This window comes from Pseudomonas sp. MC6 (assembly GCF_054790575.1).
Window position 1 is genome coordinate 3,582,972 of sequence record NZ_CP186504.1, and the last position, 15,696, is coordinate 3,598,667.

Below are 15,696 nucleotides of genomic sequence, written 5' to 3' on the forward strand. Positions count from 1 at the left end.
CTATCGGTTCGTGTTTCCTGCAAAAGATCGCAGCCTTCGGCAGCTCCTACATGGGAATGCGTAACCCTGAGCTGCTGCAGGCTGCGATCTTTTCGCTTCACACCGCGATATCAGGTGGCATCCGCATGGCTGACCATGCCTTTGACCAACACTGCCGCCGTCGCCAGACCCGCAGGAATCACCAACGCCGTCAGCACCTGCTCGAAATTCCAGCCAAGGCCCAACAACGTCGCGCCCATCCACGCCCCGAGAATCGCGCCAAAGCGGCCAATCCCCAGCATCCACGACACCCCGGTCGCCCGCCCCTGAGTCGGATAAAAACGCGCGGCCAGCGACGGCATCGCCGATTGCGCACCGTTCACGCACATCCCCGCCACCAGTACCAAAGTCGCCAGCAAGGTGATGTTGCCCAGGCTCTGCCCGACCGCGTAGGCAAACACCCCGGCCAGCAGGTAGAAAATGCCGATGACCTTGTGCGGATTGAAGCGGTCCATCGCCCATCCCACAGCGACCGCGCTCAATACCCCGCCAAACTGGAACAATGCACCGATGAACGCGGCTTGCTCCATGCTCGCGCCGCTGTCACGCATCAGCGTCGGCAGCCAACTGGTCAGCAGATAAACGATCACCAGGCCCATGAAATAGGTCAGCCACAGCAGCAAGGTGCCGGTGCTGTAAGTACCGGAGAAAATCACCGCAAACACATTGCGCGCCTTGACGGTCTTCTGTTCAGGCACGCTGAAACTGGAGGCTTGAGCGACGGTAACCGGATCGATCGGTGCCAGGGTCTTGCGCACTTTGTCAGTGCCGCGGTTACGCACAACAAGGTAACGCGCCGATTCCGGCAGCCAGAACAGCAGCACCACGGCGAGGATCAGCGGCAGGATCCCGCCAATCAGCAGCAGGCTGTGCCAGCCGAACGCCGGGATCAGCTTGGCGGAAATGAACCCGCCACCGGCCATGCCGAGGTTGAAACCGCAGAACATGCTGGTCACCAGCAGCGACTTCTTGCGCTCCGGGGTGTATTCCGAGAGCAGTGTGGTGGCGTTCGGCATCCCCGCGCCCAAGCCGAGACCGGTCAGGAAGCGCAGCACCAGCAGTTGTTCAACGTTAGTGCTGTATGCCGAAGCAAGGCTGAAGGCGCCGAACAGAACCACAGCGCCCACCAGTACGACTTTTCGTCCAAAGCGGTCAGCCAACGGGCCGGAACCCAATGCACCGAAAACCATGCCGATCAACGCAGCACTCATCACCGGGCCAAGGCTGGCGCGGTCGATGCCCCAGTCCTGCGACAGCGCCGGGGCAATGAAGCCCATCGCCGCCGTGTCGAGGCCATCGAGAAAGACAATCAGGAAACACAGAATCACCACGCGCCACTGATAGCGCGAGATCGGTTGGGCATTGATGAAGGTCTGCACGTCGAGGCAGTTACCTACAGCGGACTGAGGCTGGTTCATTATTTTTATTCCACGCAAAAAACGCAGTCGAACAGCGGCCGGCCAAAGAGCGGCACGGTCACAAGAATAGAAGGTGTGGATCAGGCGTTGCGGGAAACCCGGCAACAGCGGGTGGAGCGGAGACAGTCGGAGAGCGTGCGCATGGTGAGTTGCCTCTTGTCATTATTATGGGAGTCGACAATCCGGCGGGCTCATTCACATCAGCGCCGGATGACGCTGCCGCGACATTAATGATCCGAAGGTTTTAGCGTCAATTCGATAAACGCAACACTGTGCGTTTATCGAACAGCTTCATCAGGCGAATAACTGCGCACTGAGGTCGCGGCTGGCACTGAGCAGGCCCGGCAGGAAGCGCTGCTCAAGCTCGGTACGGCTGACGCGACCAGCGTGGGTGCTGACGTTGAGCGCCGCCACCACTTGGCCAGACGCGTCGTAGACCGGCACGGCAATTGAGCGCAGGCCCTGTTCAAGTTCCTGATCGACGATGCACCAGCCTTGCTGCCGCACTTCCTGCAGGCATTCGAGCAACGCATCTGGTGTATGGATCGTGCGGCTGGTCTTGGCGACCAGTTCGGCGTGATCGAGGTATTCACGCAGCGATGTGTCATCGAGTGCTGCCAGCAGAATTCGCCCCATCGACGTGCAATACGCCGGCAAGCGCCCACCCACTGACAGGTCCACCGAAATCAGCCGCTGAGTGGTCGCCGAACGCGCGATGTAGAGAATGTCGTCGCCTTCCAGCGTGGCCATGTTGCAGGCTTCGTGCAGTTGCTCGCTCATGCGGTCGAGATACGGCTGAGCGGACACTGCCAATGGCGTCGACGACAGATAGGCGTGGCCGAGGGTCAGCACTTTGGGCAGCAATGAGTAGGTGCGACCGTCCGTGGTGGCGTAGCCAAGTTTGATCAAGGTATGCAGGCAACGGCGCACGGCGGCGCGGGGAATTTCCGTGCGGTGACTGATTTGGGCGATGGTCAGATGGCGCTTGCGCTCTTGAAACGCCTGCACCACCGCCAAGCCCCGGGCCAGCGAAGTCATGAAGTCCGGATCACCGGTCAGCGCCTGGATGCGTTTGGCCGGCGAGGCGACGATCGGCGGCGCCACGGAGGTGAAGGAGTTGCGCATTTGATCGTTCATTTCTTGTCCTTTTATCCGGCACGGATCAATGGGCTATACAAGCGGCTTGCCGACAAATGCACAAGCAGCGGACCTGCAACATTGGGCGATTATCGAACCGCCGACCGATAATCGCAATCAACCGTTGCGGCCGTTTCATGCGCCTTTCTGGGTTTACTCAACTTCTCTCGTTATCCGAATCACGGCCTTAGTTGTTCGACTTAATGGCGCCAAAAACCGATCACTCGCCCAATAAAGGCCACCACGCACTTCAACTAGCGACAAAAGTTGCGGGTCACAAAACAATCACACATCCAGAACCGTTTTTAACTTGGCAAAGATAGTCATTCCTGAATCGACCGCTATAATGCACCTCAGTGGCACCTCGTTTTCAAACGCCGAGGTCGTCACCCGCTGTGGCGATGTCCATCGCCGACAGCCCGGCCAGCGCCTGACGCGCATTACTCATGCAACGCCTGCGCTCGCTGAAACAGGAAACTGATGCTGCGTCAGTTTTTATCTGGTGCCGTAGCCGCCTGTAACACGGAAGTCTTGATCGCCCCATCGATAAAACCAATGCCTGTCTGGGCATTGAACTCTCGGTGGCTTCGTTCAATAGATTCGTTGCAGTGCGTTTCACCAGACACTTAACTCAACTCATACAGGTAGCACTGTGACGAAAGACGAACTGCGCGCGGAACTTGAGCGCCAGGAACAACGTTACAAGGAAGTTTACGGCGGGGAAGTCACCACCTACGCCGCTCAGCCAGAACCGGAACGCAAAGCGTGGCGTAAACGCCCGACCGTTCAGGATCAGGTCTTCAAGCAAGAAATCGAAAAGATCGAAAAGGAACTCAAAGCCGAAGAGCCTTGAGCCGCGGTTTTTGGATCGTTGAAGGTTTTACGTCGATACCGGTTACAAGCGCGGTGAAACGACGATGCCTTGCGCGCCCGCTACCCGCGGGCAGCGGCCATCATCCGGTCTGGCAGATTGAGGACGGGCGTCCTACAGGTTTCACAGATATTTCAGACAAGCGTTCGAGACCTCTCCGCGACGTTGAAATCGCCTGCGAAATCAGTCTTTTACGAATAAAATCAATGACTTGAAAAACCATGCGTTGTGCTGGGTTTTCATGCGCTGCAACAAATTAAATCGAAGAAGTGTGTAACCGATGAGCAGGTAGGGGATCGATTTCCAGTCTTTTCTGGCATAATCGCGCCCCCTTACGACCGGGTCAGAAAACCTTCATGATCGATTTATTCAGCGGACTGGATGCTTGGGTGCTTGTGAGCCTCTTGCTCGCCCTGACGTTTGTCCTCGCCTTCGAGTTCATCAATGGATTTCATGACACCGCTAACGCGGTAGCCACTGTTATCTACACCAAAGCCATGCCGCCCCACCTGGCGGTGTTCTTTTCCGGTGTGTTCAATTTCCTCGGCGTGCTGCTGGGTGGCGTTGGCGTGGCGTATGCCATTGTCCATTTGCTCCCGGTTGAGCTGCTGATCAATGTGAACACCGGCCATGGTCTGGCAATGGTGTTCTCGTTGCTCGCCGCGGCAATCGCCTGGAACCTGGGCACCTGGTACTTCGGTATCCCGGCGTCCAGCTCGCACACTTTGATCGGCTCGATCCTCGGTGTCGGCCTGGCCAACGCCCTGATCAACGATATTCCGTTGGCCGACGGCGTGAACTGGCAGAAAGCGATCGACATCGGCGCCTCGCTGGTGTTCTCGCCAATGGCCGGTTTCCTGATCGCCGCGCTGATCCTGATCGGCCTGAAGTGGTGGCGTCCGCTGTCGAAGATGCACAAGACACCGGAACAGCGCCGCAAGATCGACGACAAGAAGCACCCACCGTTCTGGAACCGCTTGGTCCTGGTGATCTCGGCCATGGCCGTGAGCTTCGTGCACGGCTCCAACGATGGCCAGAAAGGCATCGGCCTGATCATGCTGGTGTTGATCGGTATCGTGCCTGCACAGTTCGTTCTCGACCTGAACAGCACCACGTATCAGATCGAACGTACCCGCGATGCGACCCTGCACCTGAGTCAGTTCTACCAGCGCAACGCCGATTCGCTGGGTGAATTCCTGGCCCTGGGCAAGAGCGTGGAAGGCGATCTGCCGGAGAAATTCCGCTGCAACCCGCAGCAGACCGAACCGACCATCAGCGCCCTGCTGCACACCCTCAAAGGTGTTGCGGACTACCACTCGCTGTCGTCGGAAAGTCGTATCGAAGTGCGTCGTTACCTGCTGTGCCTGGACGACACCGCGAAGAAGGTTGGCAAGCTGCCTGGTCTGGAACCGCGTGAAAAGGCTGACCTCGATAAGCTGCGCAAAGACCTGACCACCACCACCGAATACGCGCCTTTCTGGGTGATTCTGGCGGTTGCACTGGCTCTGGGCCTGGGCACCATGGTTGGCTGGAAGCGCGTGGTACTGACCATCGGCGAGAAGATCGGCAAGCAGGGCATGACCTATTCCCAGGGCATGTCGGCGCAGATCACTACTGCCAGTCTGATCGGTATGGCCAACATTTTCAGCCTGCCGGTGTCGACCACTCACGTTCTGTCTTCGGGCGTGGCGGGCACCATGGTTGCTAACAAGAGCGGCCTGCAGGGTGGCACGGTTCGCACCATTCTGTTGGCTTGGGTGTTGACTCTGCCGGCGACGGTTGCGCTGTCGGCTGGGTTGTTCTGGCTGGCGTCGAAGGCGTTGGGTAGTTGATAGATAGCGGGACATGAGAAAGGCGCGATTCGAGAGGATCGCGCCTTTTTTTGTGTTTGGGGTTTTGGGATTGGGGGCATATCCGTTGTTGCGGGTGTTGCTGGTCAGGGTTCCGCCCTTACGGCAGTCACTTTTTCCAGACGCCGAAAAAGTAACCAAAAAGGCTTGCCCCGGCGTACGGCACTTCGCTGAGGCTCAGTGTTCCCTCGCTACGGTGGGGCAAAAGATCAAAAGCCAGAGCCAAAGCCAAAACAAGATCAAAAGCCAGATCAAAGGCCCCTCACCCTAACCCTCTCCCGGAGGGAGAGGGGACTGACCGAGGTGTTTGGGCGAGTTATGCCGACGTGAAATACCGAGTCGAACTCAGATTGTGAAACAGATCAAAAGCCCCCTCACCCTAGCCCTCTCCCAGAGGGAGAGGGCTAGGGTGAGGGGGGAGGTACGCCGACATGCGATATCGCATTGAACTCAGATTCTGAAAGGTCAAAAAATCGGCTCCCTCTCCCTCGGGAGAGGGCTGGGGTGAGGGGCGAATCCAACACCGAACCAAAGCCGAACACCCGCTCTTCACCACTCAACAGGATGAGCGTTAGCTCGGCTGCGGCTTTTGATCTGTAAGGCGACGTCGGAAGGCTGAGTGGAGGGATTGATCCGGGCGTGGGAGCGCAGCGACCGTTTGGCGCAGCCAAACACAGCGAGAGGAGGTGCAGCGAAGCAAACCGTAGGCGCTGCGCCCGGATCGACCCCGCAGCGAAGGAACCCCGAGCCCCAGCGAGCGGGCCGCACGCAGGAGCAAGCGTTTTTTGCTTACTTTTTTAGGCGCTTGTAAAAAAGTGAGTCGCCGTAAGGGCGAAACCCTAACCCGCCGTTACCGAAAAAACGGATATACACACCAAACACCCACAACATGGTCGGCCCAAAGGCCGCCAAGACACAAAAAAAAGGGGCAACCGAAGTCGCCCCAAAATGCCTTGCGTGCTCATCAATCCAGAAGAATCACTTCTTGCGCTTATTCGCATCCTTCCAGATAAAAAATCCAAACCCTGCAAAAAACAGAACCATCAGCCCTACAGTCAGGACCCCGGCAAACACCACGTTATCGAAAAACATGACTGGCCTCCTGGCCCCTGCTCTGCTGCGATGGAACTAAGTTACCAAACACACAGGCGCACAAATTGACCGGGATCAATACCAGCAAGGAAGGGAGATAAAGGAGGGGAATTAAATGACCTGCATCAACGGATGCAGGGGCAGATCAACGCTTTTTCGGCTTGTTTTTCGACTTTTTCTTGGTTTTCCCCAACGGCATCGCCTGCTCGAACGCCTGGCGCACTTCGTTCAGGCGCTTCTCTTTAATATCGTGCACGCGCTTGGCGCGCTCAGTGCCGAGGTCAATCAGTTTGTCGTCTTGGCTCATGGCGTCAGTACATCACTTGAAAGAATCACAACTGCCACATCACCGGCAGGACTGCGCCAATAATGCAACGTCACACCAGCGCTGACCAGCCGAAGATCAGATCTCGATATCGACCCACAAGCCCTGACGCGGCTGATCTTCCATCAGCGGCACCACCGGCACGGTGTTGTCGGCGTTGAGTTCGGTGCCCGGCACGGCCAGATGCTCTTCCGGGTCTTCGTCAGCCTCGCGGCGGCGGCGATCACGCTCCTGCTGGCGGCGCTGTTCTTCGCGCGCCAGCAATCGATCCTCTTCGGGATCGCGCTTTTGCAGATCGATTGTGCTTTCGTTGGAGCTTTCCTGCACCGGCACCACCGGAGGAATGTCCGGCCGCTGGCGGATCGGATCCTGCTGGGAAGTGATCGGCACAGCGCTCAGGGGGAGCATCGGTGGCAACATATATGGGGTCTCCTGTCAGCAGGCTATCGGCTGCGGCAAAGGCGCCTTGAGCCATCCGTCGCAAATCTGTGACGCACTTGGCACGTGTAGGAGCTGCCGAAGGCTGCGATCTTTATCAGACAGCTCAAACCTCAAGGGTTCTCAAAGATCAAAAGATCGCAGCCTTCGGCAGCTGCTACCCAGTAATCTTTGGCCCTGAAGCCCTCATTCCGTTAAGATAGCCCGCTTTTTCAAGGTGGGAGTCAGGCAGCATGGCGCAGCAGTATCAACCGGGGCAACGCTGGATCAGTGACAGCGAAGCAGAGCTTGGTTTAGGCACCGTTCTGGCACAGGACGGCCGCTTGTTGACCGTGCTTTACCCGGCCACTGGCGAAACCCGCCAGTACGCGCTACGGAATGCGCCCCTGACCCGCGTGCGATTCTCGCCGGGCGACAGCATCACCCACTTCGAAGGCTGGAAGATGACCGTGCAGCAAGTCGACGACGTCGACGGGCTGATGGTCTATCACGGTCTCAACGGGCAGAACGAAGCCGTCACCCTGCCGGAAACCCAGCTGTCGAACTTCATCCAGTTCCGTCTGGCCAGCGACCGTCTGTTCGCCGGGCAGATCGACCCGCTGGCGTGGTTCTCGCTGCGTTACAACACCCTCGAACACACCAGTCGCCAGTTGCAATCCTCGCTCTGGGGCCTGGGTGGCGTGCGTGCGCAACCGATCGCGCACCAATTGCACATCGCCCGTGAAGTTGCCGACCGCATTGCGCCGCGCGTATTGCTGGCGGACGAAGTGGGTCTGGGTAAAACCATCGAAGCCGGTCTGGTGATCCATCGCCAACTGCTCTCGGGCCGCGCCAACCGCGTGCTGATCCTCGTCCCGGAAAACCTTCAGCACCAGTGGCTGGTGGAGATGCGCCGCCGCTTCAACCTGCAGGTCGCGCTGTTCGACGAAGAACGCTTCATCGAAAGCGATGCCGCCAACCCGTTCGAAGACACCCAGCTTGCACTGGTGGCCCTGGAATGGCTGGTCGACGACGAGAAGGCGCAAGACGCACTGTTCGCCGCCGGCTGGGATCTGCTGGTGGTCGACGAGGCGCACCACCTGGTCTGGCACGAAGAAAAAGCCAGCGCCGAATACTCGCTGGTCGAGCAACTCGCCGAAGTCATCCCGGGCGTGCTGCTGCTTACCGCCACCCCGGAACAACTCGGCCAGGACAGCCACTTCGCCCGTCTGCGCCTGCTCGACCCGAACCGATTCCACGACCTGGCGGCGTTCCGCGCCGAGAGCGACAACTATCGCCCGGTGGCCGAAGCCGTTCAGGAACTGCTCGACAAGGGCCGTCTCTCGGCCAAAGCGCACAAAACCATTCAGGGTTTCCTCGGCAACGAAGGCGAAGCCTTGCTGACCGCGGTCAACGACGGCGACACCGAAGCCAGCGCGCGCCTCGTGCGTGAACTGCTTGACCGCCATGGCACTGGCCGCGTGCTGTTCCGTAACACCCGCGCCGCCGTGCAGGGTTTCCCGGAGCGCAAACTGCACCCGTACCCGCTGCCGTGCCCGGACGAATACCTCGAGCTGCCGCTGGGCGAACACGCCGAGTTGTACCCGGAAGTCAGCTTCCAGGCGCAGCCAGACGCCAGCGAAGAAGAGCGCTGGTGGAAATTCGACCCGCGTGTCGAATGGCTGATCGATCAGCTGAAAATGCTCAAGCGCACCAAAGTGCTGGTGATCTGCGCCCACGCCGAAACCGCGATGGATCTAGAAGACGCCCTGCGCGTGCGTTCCGGCATCCCGGCCACGGTGTTCCACGAAGGCATGAACATCCTTGAACGTGACCGCGCCGCCGCCTACTTCGCGGATGAAGAGTTTGGCGCGCAAGTGCTGATCTGTTCGGAAATCGGCAGTGAAGGCCGTAACTTCCAGTTCGCTCACCACCTGGTGCTGTTCGATCTGCCGTCGCACCCGGACCTGCTCGAGCAGCGTATCGGTCGTCTCGACCGGATCGGCCAGAAACACATCATCGAACTGCACGTGCCGTACCTGGAAACCAGCCCGCAAGAGCGCCTGTTCCAGTGGTATCACGAAGCGCTGAACGCGTTCCTCAACACCTGCCCGACCGGCAACGCCTTGCAGCATCAGTTCGGCCCGCGCCTGTTGCCGTTGCTCGAAGAAGCCGACGACAGCGAGTGGCAAGCGCTGATCGACGAAGCACGCAGCGAGCGTGAGCGTCTGGAAGCCGAACTGCACACCGGTCGCGACCGTCTGCTGGAGCTCAACTCCGGTGGTGCTGGCGAAGGTGAAGCGCTGGTCGAGGACATCCTTGAGCAAGACGATCAGTTCGCCCTGCCGATCTACATGGAAACCCTGTTCGACGCGTTCGGCATCGACAGCGAAGACCATTCGGAAAACGCCCTGATCCTCAAGCCGAGCGAGAAGATGCTCGATGCCAGTTTCCCGCTGGGCGACGACGAAGGCGTGACCATCACCTACGACCGCAACCAGGCGCTATCGCGCGAGGACATGCAGTTCATCACCTGGGAACACCCGATGGTGCAGGGCGGTATGGACCTGGTGCTGTCCGGTTCGATGGGCAACACCGCCGTCGCGCTGATCAAGAACAAGGCGTTGAAGCCGGGCACTGTGCTGCTGGAACTGCTGTATGTCAGCGAAGTGGTAGCGCCGCGTTCGCTGCAACTGGGCCGATACCTGCCGCCGGCCGCGCTGCGCTGCCTGCTCGATGCCAACGGCAACGACCTGTCGGCTCGCGTCTCGTTTGAAACGCTGAACGATCAGCTGGAAAGCGTGCCACGCGCCAGCGCCAACAAGTTCATCCAGGCCCAGCGCGATCAGTTGACGCCACGGATCAACGCCGGTGAAGACAAGATCGCCCCACGTCACGCCGAGCGCGTGGCCGAGGCCCGTCGCCGTCTGGCGGCCGACACCGACGAAGAACTGGCGCGCCTGACCGCGTTGCAAGCGGTCAACCCGACTGTGCGCGACAGCGAACTGGTGGCGTTGCGTGAACAGCGTGAGCAGGGTCTGGCGATGCTGGATAAAGCGGCGTTGCGTCTGGAAGCGATTCGGGTATTGGTGGCGGGCTAGACCGCCCCGCTCCAGCGCTGAAAACAACAAGGCCCGCAGTGATGCGCGCCTTTTTTATTCAAAGCAAAAGCAAAGATCGCAGCCTTCGGCAGCTCCTACAGGAACCGTACTCCTATGTAGGAGCTGCCGAAGGCTGCGATCTTTTGATCTTAAGCCGTCGCCGCAGCCACTTCTGGCTCAACCACCGCAACCAACCCCTCCTTCATCCGCTGTGCATCGCGCACAAAACACCGCGCCGCCAGAAACAGAAAGACCATGGTCAGAAACAGCGCCACCGGAATCAGGTACATCGCATCATGCAGCCCGACTGCCTTGAACGCCTCGGTCATCTGCTCAGCCCCCGCCGCCGCCATCGCAGTATGCGCAAAGTGATCGGACAAGCCGCCGACCACCACCGGCCCCAAACCACCGCCGAGCAGATACAACCCGGCAAAGAACAACGCCATCGCCGTCGCCCGCAAACGCGGTTCGACCACGTCCTGAATCGCCGTATAAACACAGGTGTAAAAGTTGTAGGCAAACAGCCAACCAACACTGAACACCGCGACAAACACACCAATTTCGATACGCCCGGCATGCAGCGCCCAGGCCGTGCACAACGTCGAGATAATCAGGCTGAACGCCGCAAACAACAGCCGCCCATTGGCCACACGCTGGTGAATCTTGTCGGCAATCCAGCCGCCCAGCGTCAACCCGACCAGCCCGGTGACGCCGACGATCATCCCGGTAGCCACCGCCGCTTCCTGCAACGGCATGAGGAAATAGCGTTGCAGCATCGGCACCAGAAACGAGTTGCAGGCATACGTTGCGAAGTTGAAGCACAACCCGGCCAGCACCAGCCAGAGAAAAGTCGGTACCGCGAGAATCCGCCGGATCGGCCTGTCGACTTTCTCTTGCGAAACCTGCACGGTCTCCGCTGCGCCGCGCTTGGGCTCTTTAATAAAGAACATGAAGATCGCGAGGATCAGCCCCGGCACTGCCGCAATAAAGAACGGCGCACGCCAGCTGTCAAACGCCTTCACCATCCAGCCAATGGTGAAGAACGCCAGCAACAAGCCCAACGGCAGACCGAGCATGAAAATGCCCATGGCCCGCGCCCGACGATGGGCCGGAAACAGATCGCCAATCAGCGAATTGGCCGCCGGCGCATAACTGGCCTCGCCGATGCCGATGCCCATGCGCACGATCAGAAAACTCCAGAAACTGCCGACCAGACCGTTGACCGCCGTCAGCGCACTCCACGTCGCCAGGCCCCAGCCCATCAGTTTGCTGCGCGAGCCGGTGTCAGCCATCCGCCCCAGCGGCAGGCCGGCAATCGCGTAAACAATGGTGAAGGCGGTGCCGACGATCCCCAGTTGGAAGTCGCTGAGGTGCCATTCCATGCGGATCGGCTCGATGATGATCGCCGGAATGGTGCGGTCGAAGAAGTTGAACAGGTTGGCGAGGAACAGCAGGAACAGAATGCGCCAGGCATTCGCCGCTTGGGTCGAGTTCTGCATGGGTCCGTCTCTTTATTGTTATAGGGCTTCACTGCCAACGCATCCGAGCCCGGAACCTGCAATCTAGTCAGCCAGGACGGGGCTGTCTGTGATCATTCGTCTGCCTGATATCGGACCATGGCACTGTAACGAAACGTAAGCCCTTGATAAGCCTGCAATCCCCCGAAAACCGGGGCTTTTGCGGCAAAACCTTGCCACAAAAAAATAGTTTCGCGCCCCCCTTCCCAAGTCTGCGGCAAAGCCTAGAATGGCCGCCGGATCCGTCCGGATCTCCCGATCAATCCCTTTGATACCCTCGCCCATGTCTGAAGTCAGTCCGTGTCTGAATTGCGGTGCCTGCTGTTCCCATTTTCGCGTGTCTTTCTTTTGGGGTGAGTGTTCATCTTCCGGCGGCACGGTGCCCGATGAACTGGTCACACAGATCAGTCCCAGCCGGGTGGCAATGAATGGCACCGACTGCAAATCGCCGCGCTGCACGGCGTTGGTCGGCGAAGTCGGCAGCGAGGTGAAGTGCTCGATTTATGAATTGCGCTCCAGCCCCTGCCGCGAATTCGAATCGTCATGGGAAAACGGCGAACAGAATGTCGACTGCGACAAGGCCCGAGCGCGTTTCGGTTTGCCGCCGCTGCAACCGGACTGGGCGCAAATCCCTTTCGAACAGATCGCTTGAGCCTTTAGCGCCAATCGCTATGACGCTAATGCCGAAATCATTAGCGCCAATGTGCCACTACCCCTTCCAGGCCAAAAACCGCCTCTATACTCCTGTCATTCGCCTGCGTTCACCGCGCAGTCAGGACGACTTCAGAGACGGGGCATGCTATGGAGTGGCTTGGTTTGCAGTTTGTTACCGAGCTGCCGGAGAGCGGGCAGGTCATCCTCGATTGCAGTCACAACCCTCTCCTGGTGATGGTTGCGTATCTGGTCGCCTGCGCAGCCAGTTTCGCTACTCTGGATATGGCTGAGCGCGTTGTAAATGCCGAAGATCCGGGGTCGCGGCGGATCTGGCGCTGGATCGGCGCGACCTGCCTGGCCGGCGGCATCTGGGCCATGCATTTCATCGGCATGCTGGCTTTCCAGACACCCATCGACATTCAGTACGACCTTGGCATCACCCTTTTCTCGTTGCTGATCGCCCTGCTCGCCTCTTGGCTGGCCATGCAAACCCTTAGCGAAGCGCAGCCGAGTGCATTGCATTGCTTGAAAACCGCGTTTGTCATCGGCCTGGGCATCGCCGGCATGCATTACGTTGGCATGGCGGCGATGAAGTCGAGCGCCACCGCCTACTATCAGCCAGTACTGTTCGCGCTGTCTGTGGCGATCGCCATCGGCGCCAGTTTCGCCGCGCTGTGGGTGGCCCGCTATCTGAGCGAAGGCAGCGGCGTGGCGCATCAGTTGCTCAAGTACAGCGCTGCACTGATTCTCGGCGCCGGCATCATCAGCATGCATTTCACCGGCATGGCTGCGCTGGATCTGGTTCTTCCCGAAGGAGACCTGACAGCGAGCGGCGGCGATAACGGGCATCTGCAACTGGGCCTGACCGTGGCGCTGATCATCCTGCTGATCCTTGGCAGTGCGATCAGTGCAGGGCTGGCCGACAAGAAACTGCAAAACAAAGAAGAGGATCTGCGCCGGCTCAACGCCTTGCTCAGTCAACTCGATCAGGCGCGCATGTCACTGCAACAAGTGGCCAACTACGACGCCCTGACCAACCTGATCAACCGTCGTGGTTTCAACCAGATCTTCGCCGAGAAACTCAGCCAGAAAACCAGCGAAGGCGGCATGCTCGCGGTGATGTTTCTCGACATCGACCACTTCAAGCGGATCAACGACAGCCTCGGCCATGATGCCGGTGACGAGTTGCTCAAGGTCATCGCCCAGCACATCAAAGGCTCGGTGCGCAGCCATGAAGACGTGGTCGCGCGCTTCGGCGGCGACGAATTCTGCATCCTCATTAACCTGCGTGAGCGCGAAGAAGCCCGCAATATGGCGCAGCGCATCATGCTCAAGATGAAAGAGCCGATCGAGTTGGCCGGACGTCGCATGGTGATGACCACCAGCATCGGCATCAGTCTGTTTCCGGAAGATGGCAGCACCTGCGAAGAACTGCTCAAGCACGCCGATCTGGCGTTGTATCAATCCAAAGGCGCGGGACGTAATGGCCTGCACTTTTTCAGTTCCAACCTTAAGACCCGCGCCAGCTTCGAGCTGCAACTGGAAGAAGAACTGCGCCACGCCCTGCGCGAGGAAAACGGTCTGACGCTCTATTACCAACCGATCTTCGAACTGAAAACCGGCCGTGTCACCAAACTCGAAGCGCTGATCCGCTGGCAACATCCTCTGCACGGTTTGCTGACCCCGGATCGCTTTATCACCATCGCCGAAAACAATGGCCTGATCGCCGAACTGGACAACTGGGTGCTGCGCCGCGCATGCAAGGATCTCGGTGAATTGTCGCGGCATGGCTGCGAAGAACTGAAAATTGCCTGGAACTGCTCGCCGCTCAATCTCGCACGGGAAGAACTGGCCACGGAAATCGAAAGTGCCTTGCGCACTGCCGGGGTCGCACCGGAACGCCTGGAACTGGAAGTCACCGAAAACGCGTTGATGGGCAACATCGCCAACACCCTGGTGCTGCTACGGCAGATCCGTGCGCTCGGGGTGTCGTTGTCGATCGACGACTTCGGCACCGGCTATTCCTCACTGGCCTACCTCAAGCGCCTGCCGCTCAACACCTTGAAGATCGACCGCTCGTTCATCCTCGACATTCCCACGGCCACGGCCGACATGGAGATTGTCCAGGCGATCATCGTCATGGCGCACACCCTGCATTTGCAAGTGGTGACCGAAGGCGTGGAAAGCCTGGAGCAGTACGAATTCCTTGAACGCTCGGGCTGCGACTTTATTCAGGGTTACCTGCTCAGCCGCCCGGTACCGCTGGACGAGCTGCGCCCGGTGCTGGAAGAAATCAATCAGCGCGAGCATTCACACGCGGTCAATCCGTTGATTCTGGCGCGCGGTACATTTGCACCAGTGTCGCTGGATCCTGCGCCAAATAGCCTTGCGCCCCATGCAGGCGCATCAGTTGTGCGGCCAATCCGCTGATCGGCGTCGCCGAGCCTTGTTCGCGGGAAAACTTCACTGCCGTATCGAGATCCTTGAGCAAGGTGCGCACGTGCCACTTGATCGGTTCGAAACGGCTTTCGGCCATTTGCGGCGCAAGAATTTGCAACGGTTTTGAATCGGCGAAACCGCCGGCCAGGGCTTCGGCGATCAGGCTGGCATCGACGCCAGCCTGTTCGGCCAGTGCCACCACTTCGGCAATCACCAGCGCATTGCAGGCAACGATCATCTGGTTGCAGGCCTTGGTCACCTGGCCCGCGCCTATGCCACCCATGTGCGTGACCCGTTGACCGAGGTTGAGCAGCACCGGGCGCACGCGTTCAAGATCTGCCGCTTCACCACCGACCATGATCGCCAGGCTACCGGCTTCGGCGCCGACCACGCCGCCCGACACGGGTGAGTCCAGCCAGCTCATCCCGGTTTTATCCGCCAGCGCCGCCGCCATCTCGCGAGTGGCCGTCGGTTCAAGGCTGGAAAAATCCACCAGCAACTGGCCGTTTTTCGCGCCTTCGGCGATACCGCCAGCGCCAAACACCACCTCGCGAACCACCGCCGTATCGGCCAGACACAGCATTACCACGTCGGCGTGCTCGCACAATTCAGCGGAGGTCGCCACTTGGCGGGCACCGGCCTCGACCAGTGGCGCGCACTTGGCCGGGTTGCGATTCCACACGGTCAGCGGGTAACCCGCCGCCATCAGACGCCGGCACATGGGCAGGCCCATCAGACCGATTCCGGCGAACCCCAACGAAGGTAGCGTTGACATCATTTTGCCTCTTTTCGATTAAAGATCGCCGAATAATGGCCGATTCATCAACGATCAGGAA

Annotated in this window: 12 protein-coding genes; 5 read left to right on the forward strand and 7 right to left on the reverse strand. The window is 59.3% G+C overall.

Annotated features, from left to right (window positions below; genetic code table 11):
- Window positions 1-110 precede the first annotated feature (110 nt).
- Both ACOYXE_RS16050 and pcaR read right to left on the reverse strand, forming a co-directional pair.
- On the reverse strand, window positions 111-1,457 hold the full coding sequence (locus ACOYXE_RS16050; protein WP_160056418.1) for a 4-hydroxybenzoate transporter PcaK: 1,347 nt from the start codon (window positions 1,455-1,457) through the stop codon (window positions 111-113).
- 294 nt (window positions 1,458-1,751) lie between these two features.
- Window positions 1,752-2,594, reverse strand: a complete 843-nt coding sequence (gene pcaR / locus ACOYXE_RS16055; RefSeq protein WP_007917109.1) for a pca regulon transcriptional regulator PcaR — start codon at window positions 2,592-2,594, stop codon at window positions 1,752-1,754.
- A 652-nt stretch (window positions 2,595-3,246) separates the two neighbouring features.
- On the opposite strand from pcaR, the gene ACOYXE_RS16060 reads away from it, so the two are divergent.
- Complete coding sequence (locus tag ACOYXE_RS16060; RefSeq protein ID WP_008080067.1) at window positions 3,247-3,447, forward strand: hypothetical protein; 201 nt, start codon at window positions 3,247-3,249, stop codon at window positions 3,445-3,447.
- A gap of 374 nt (window positions 3,448-3,821) precedes the next feature.
- Window positions 3,822-5,297 carry an inorganic phosphate transporter gene (locus tag ACOYXE_RS16065; protein WP_034153067.1) on the forward strand — a complete coding sequence of 492 codons (1,476 nt, stop codon included), beginning with the start codon at window positions 3,822-3,824 and terminating at the stop codon, window positions 5,295-5,297.
- Window positions 5,298-6,293: 996 nt separating this feature from the next.
- Here ACOYXE_RS16065 and ccoM read toward each other — a convergent pair.
- From ccoM to ACOYXE_RS16080, 3 genes are all read right to left on the reverse strand, one after another.
- Window positions 6,294-6,407 (reverse strand): cytochrome c oxidase subunit CcoM, encoded by a 114-nt coding sequence (gene ccoM, locus ACOYXE_RS16070; RefSeq protein WP_003222396.1) that lies wholly within the window; start codon window positions 6,405-6,407, stop codon window positions 6,294-6,296.
- Window positions 6,408-6,552: 145 nt separating this feature from the next.
- Window positions 6,553-6,714 carry a hypothetical protein gene (locus tag ACOYXE_RS16075; RefSeq protein WP_405122191.1) on the reverse strand — a complete coding sequence of 54 codons (162 nt, stop codon included), beginning with the start codon at window positions 6,712-6,714 and terminating at the stop codon, window positions 6,553-6,555.
- A 96-nt stretch (window positions 6,715-6,810) separates the two neighbouring features.
- Window positions 6,811-7,152, reverse strand: a complete 342-nt coding sequence (locus ACOYXE_RS16080) for a hypothetical protein (protein ID WP_003222394.1) — start codon at window positions 7,150-7,152, stop codon at window positions 6,811-6,813.
- Window positions 7,153-7,403: 251 nt separating this feature from the next.
- On the opposite strand from ACOYXE_RS16080, the gene rapA reads away from it, so the two are divergent.
- Entirely contained in the window at window positions 7,404-10,250 is a 2,847-nt protein-coding gene (gene rapA / locus ACOYXE_RS16085) for an RNA polymerase-associated protein RapA (RefSeq protein WP_008082238.1), read from the forward strand.
- Between the two features lie 149 nt (window positions 10,251-10,399).
- On the opposite strand, the gene ACOYXE_RS16090 is transcribed toward rapA, so the two are convergent.
- Complete coding sequence (locus ACOYXE_RS16090; protein WP_160056414.1) at window positions 10,400-11,749, reverse strand: spinster family MFS transporter; 1,350 nt, start codon at window positions 11,747-11,749, stop codon at window positions 10,400-10,402.
- A 301-nt stretch (window positions 11,750-12,050) separates the two neighbouring features.
- Here ACOYXE_RS16090 and ACOYXE_RS16095 point away from each other — a divergent pair, with 301 nt between their 5' ends.
- Window positions 12,051-12,419 (forward strand): YkgJ family cysteine cluster protein, encoded by a 369-nt coding sequence (locus ACOYXE_RS16095; protein WP_007918504.1) that lies wholly within the window; start codon window positions 12,051-12,053, stop codon window positions 12,417-12,419.
- Between the two features lie 149 nt (window positions 12,420-12,568).
- The gene (locus ACOYXE_RS16100) at window positions 12,569-14,851 is read left to right on the forward strand and encodes a putative bifunctional diguanylate cyclase/phosphodiesterase (protein ID WP_405122193.1); all 2,283 of its coding nucleotides are present in this window, start codon (window positions 12,569-12,571) and stop codon (window positions 14,849-14,851) included.
- On the opposite strand, the gene ACOYXE_RS16105 is transcribed toward ACOYXE_RS16100, so the two are convergent.
- Window positions 14,742-15,638, reverse strand: coding sequence for an NAD(P)-dependent oxidoreductase (locus tag ACOYXE_RS16105; RefSeq protein WP_174244435.1), 897 nt, complete (start codon window positions 15,636-15,638; stop codon window positions 14,742-14,744). The two genes, ACOYXE_RS16100 and ACOYXE_RS16105, sit on opposite strands and share 110 nt — an antisense overlap.
- Between the last annotated feature and the right edge of the window lie 58 nt (window positions 15,639-15,696).

Bases quoted from the DNA above. Each gene is read 5' to 3' on its own strand.
- ACOYXE_RS16050 (WP_160056418.1), bottom strand. From the start codon at position 1,457: ATGAACCAGCCTCAGTCCGCTGTAGGTAACTGCCTCGACGTGCAGACC.
- pcaR (WP_007917109.1), bottom strand. From the start codon at position 2,594: ATGAACGATCAAATGCGCAACTCCTTCACCTCCGTGGCGCCGCCGATC.
- ACOYXE_RS16065 (WP_034153067.1), top strand. From the start codon at position 3,822: ATGATCGATTTATTCAGCGGACTGGATGCTTGGGTGCTTGTGAGCCTC.
- ccoM (WP_003222396.1), bottom strand. From the start codon at position 6,407: ATGTTTTTCGATAACGTGGTGTTTGCCGGGGTCCTGACTGTAGGGCTG.
- ACOYXE_RS16075 (WP_405122191.1), bottom strand. From the start codon at position 6,714: ATGAGCCAAGACGACAAACTGATTGACCTCGGCACTGAGCGCGCCAAG.
- ACOYXE_RS16080 (WP_003222394.1), bottom strand. From the start codon at position 7,152: ATGTTGCCACCGATGCTCCCCCTGAGCGCTGTGCCGATCACTTCCCAG.
- rapA (WP_008082238.1), top strand. From the start codon at position 7,404: ATGGCGCAGCAGTATCAACCGGGGCAACGCTGGATCAGTGACAGCGAA.
- ACOYXE_RS16090 (WP_160056414.1), bottom strand. From the start codon at position 11,749: ATGCAGAACTCGACCCAAGCGGCGAATGCCTGGCGCATTCTGTTCCTG.
- ACOYXE_RS16095 (WP_007918504.1), top strand. From the start codon at position 12,051: ATGTCTGAAGTCAGTCCGTGTCTGAATTGCGGTGCCTGCTGTTCCCAT.
- ACOYXE_RS16100 (WP_405122193.1), top strand. From the start codon at position 12,569: ATGGAGTGGCTTGGTTTGCAGTTTGTTACCGAGCTGCCGGAGAGCGGG.
- ACOYXE_RS16105 (WP_174244435.1), bottom strand. From the start codon at position 15,638: ATGATGTCAACGCTACCTTCGTTGGGGTTCGCCGGAATCGGTCTGATG.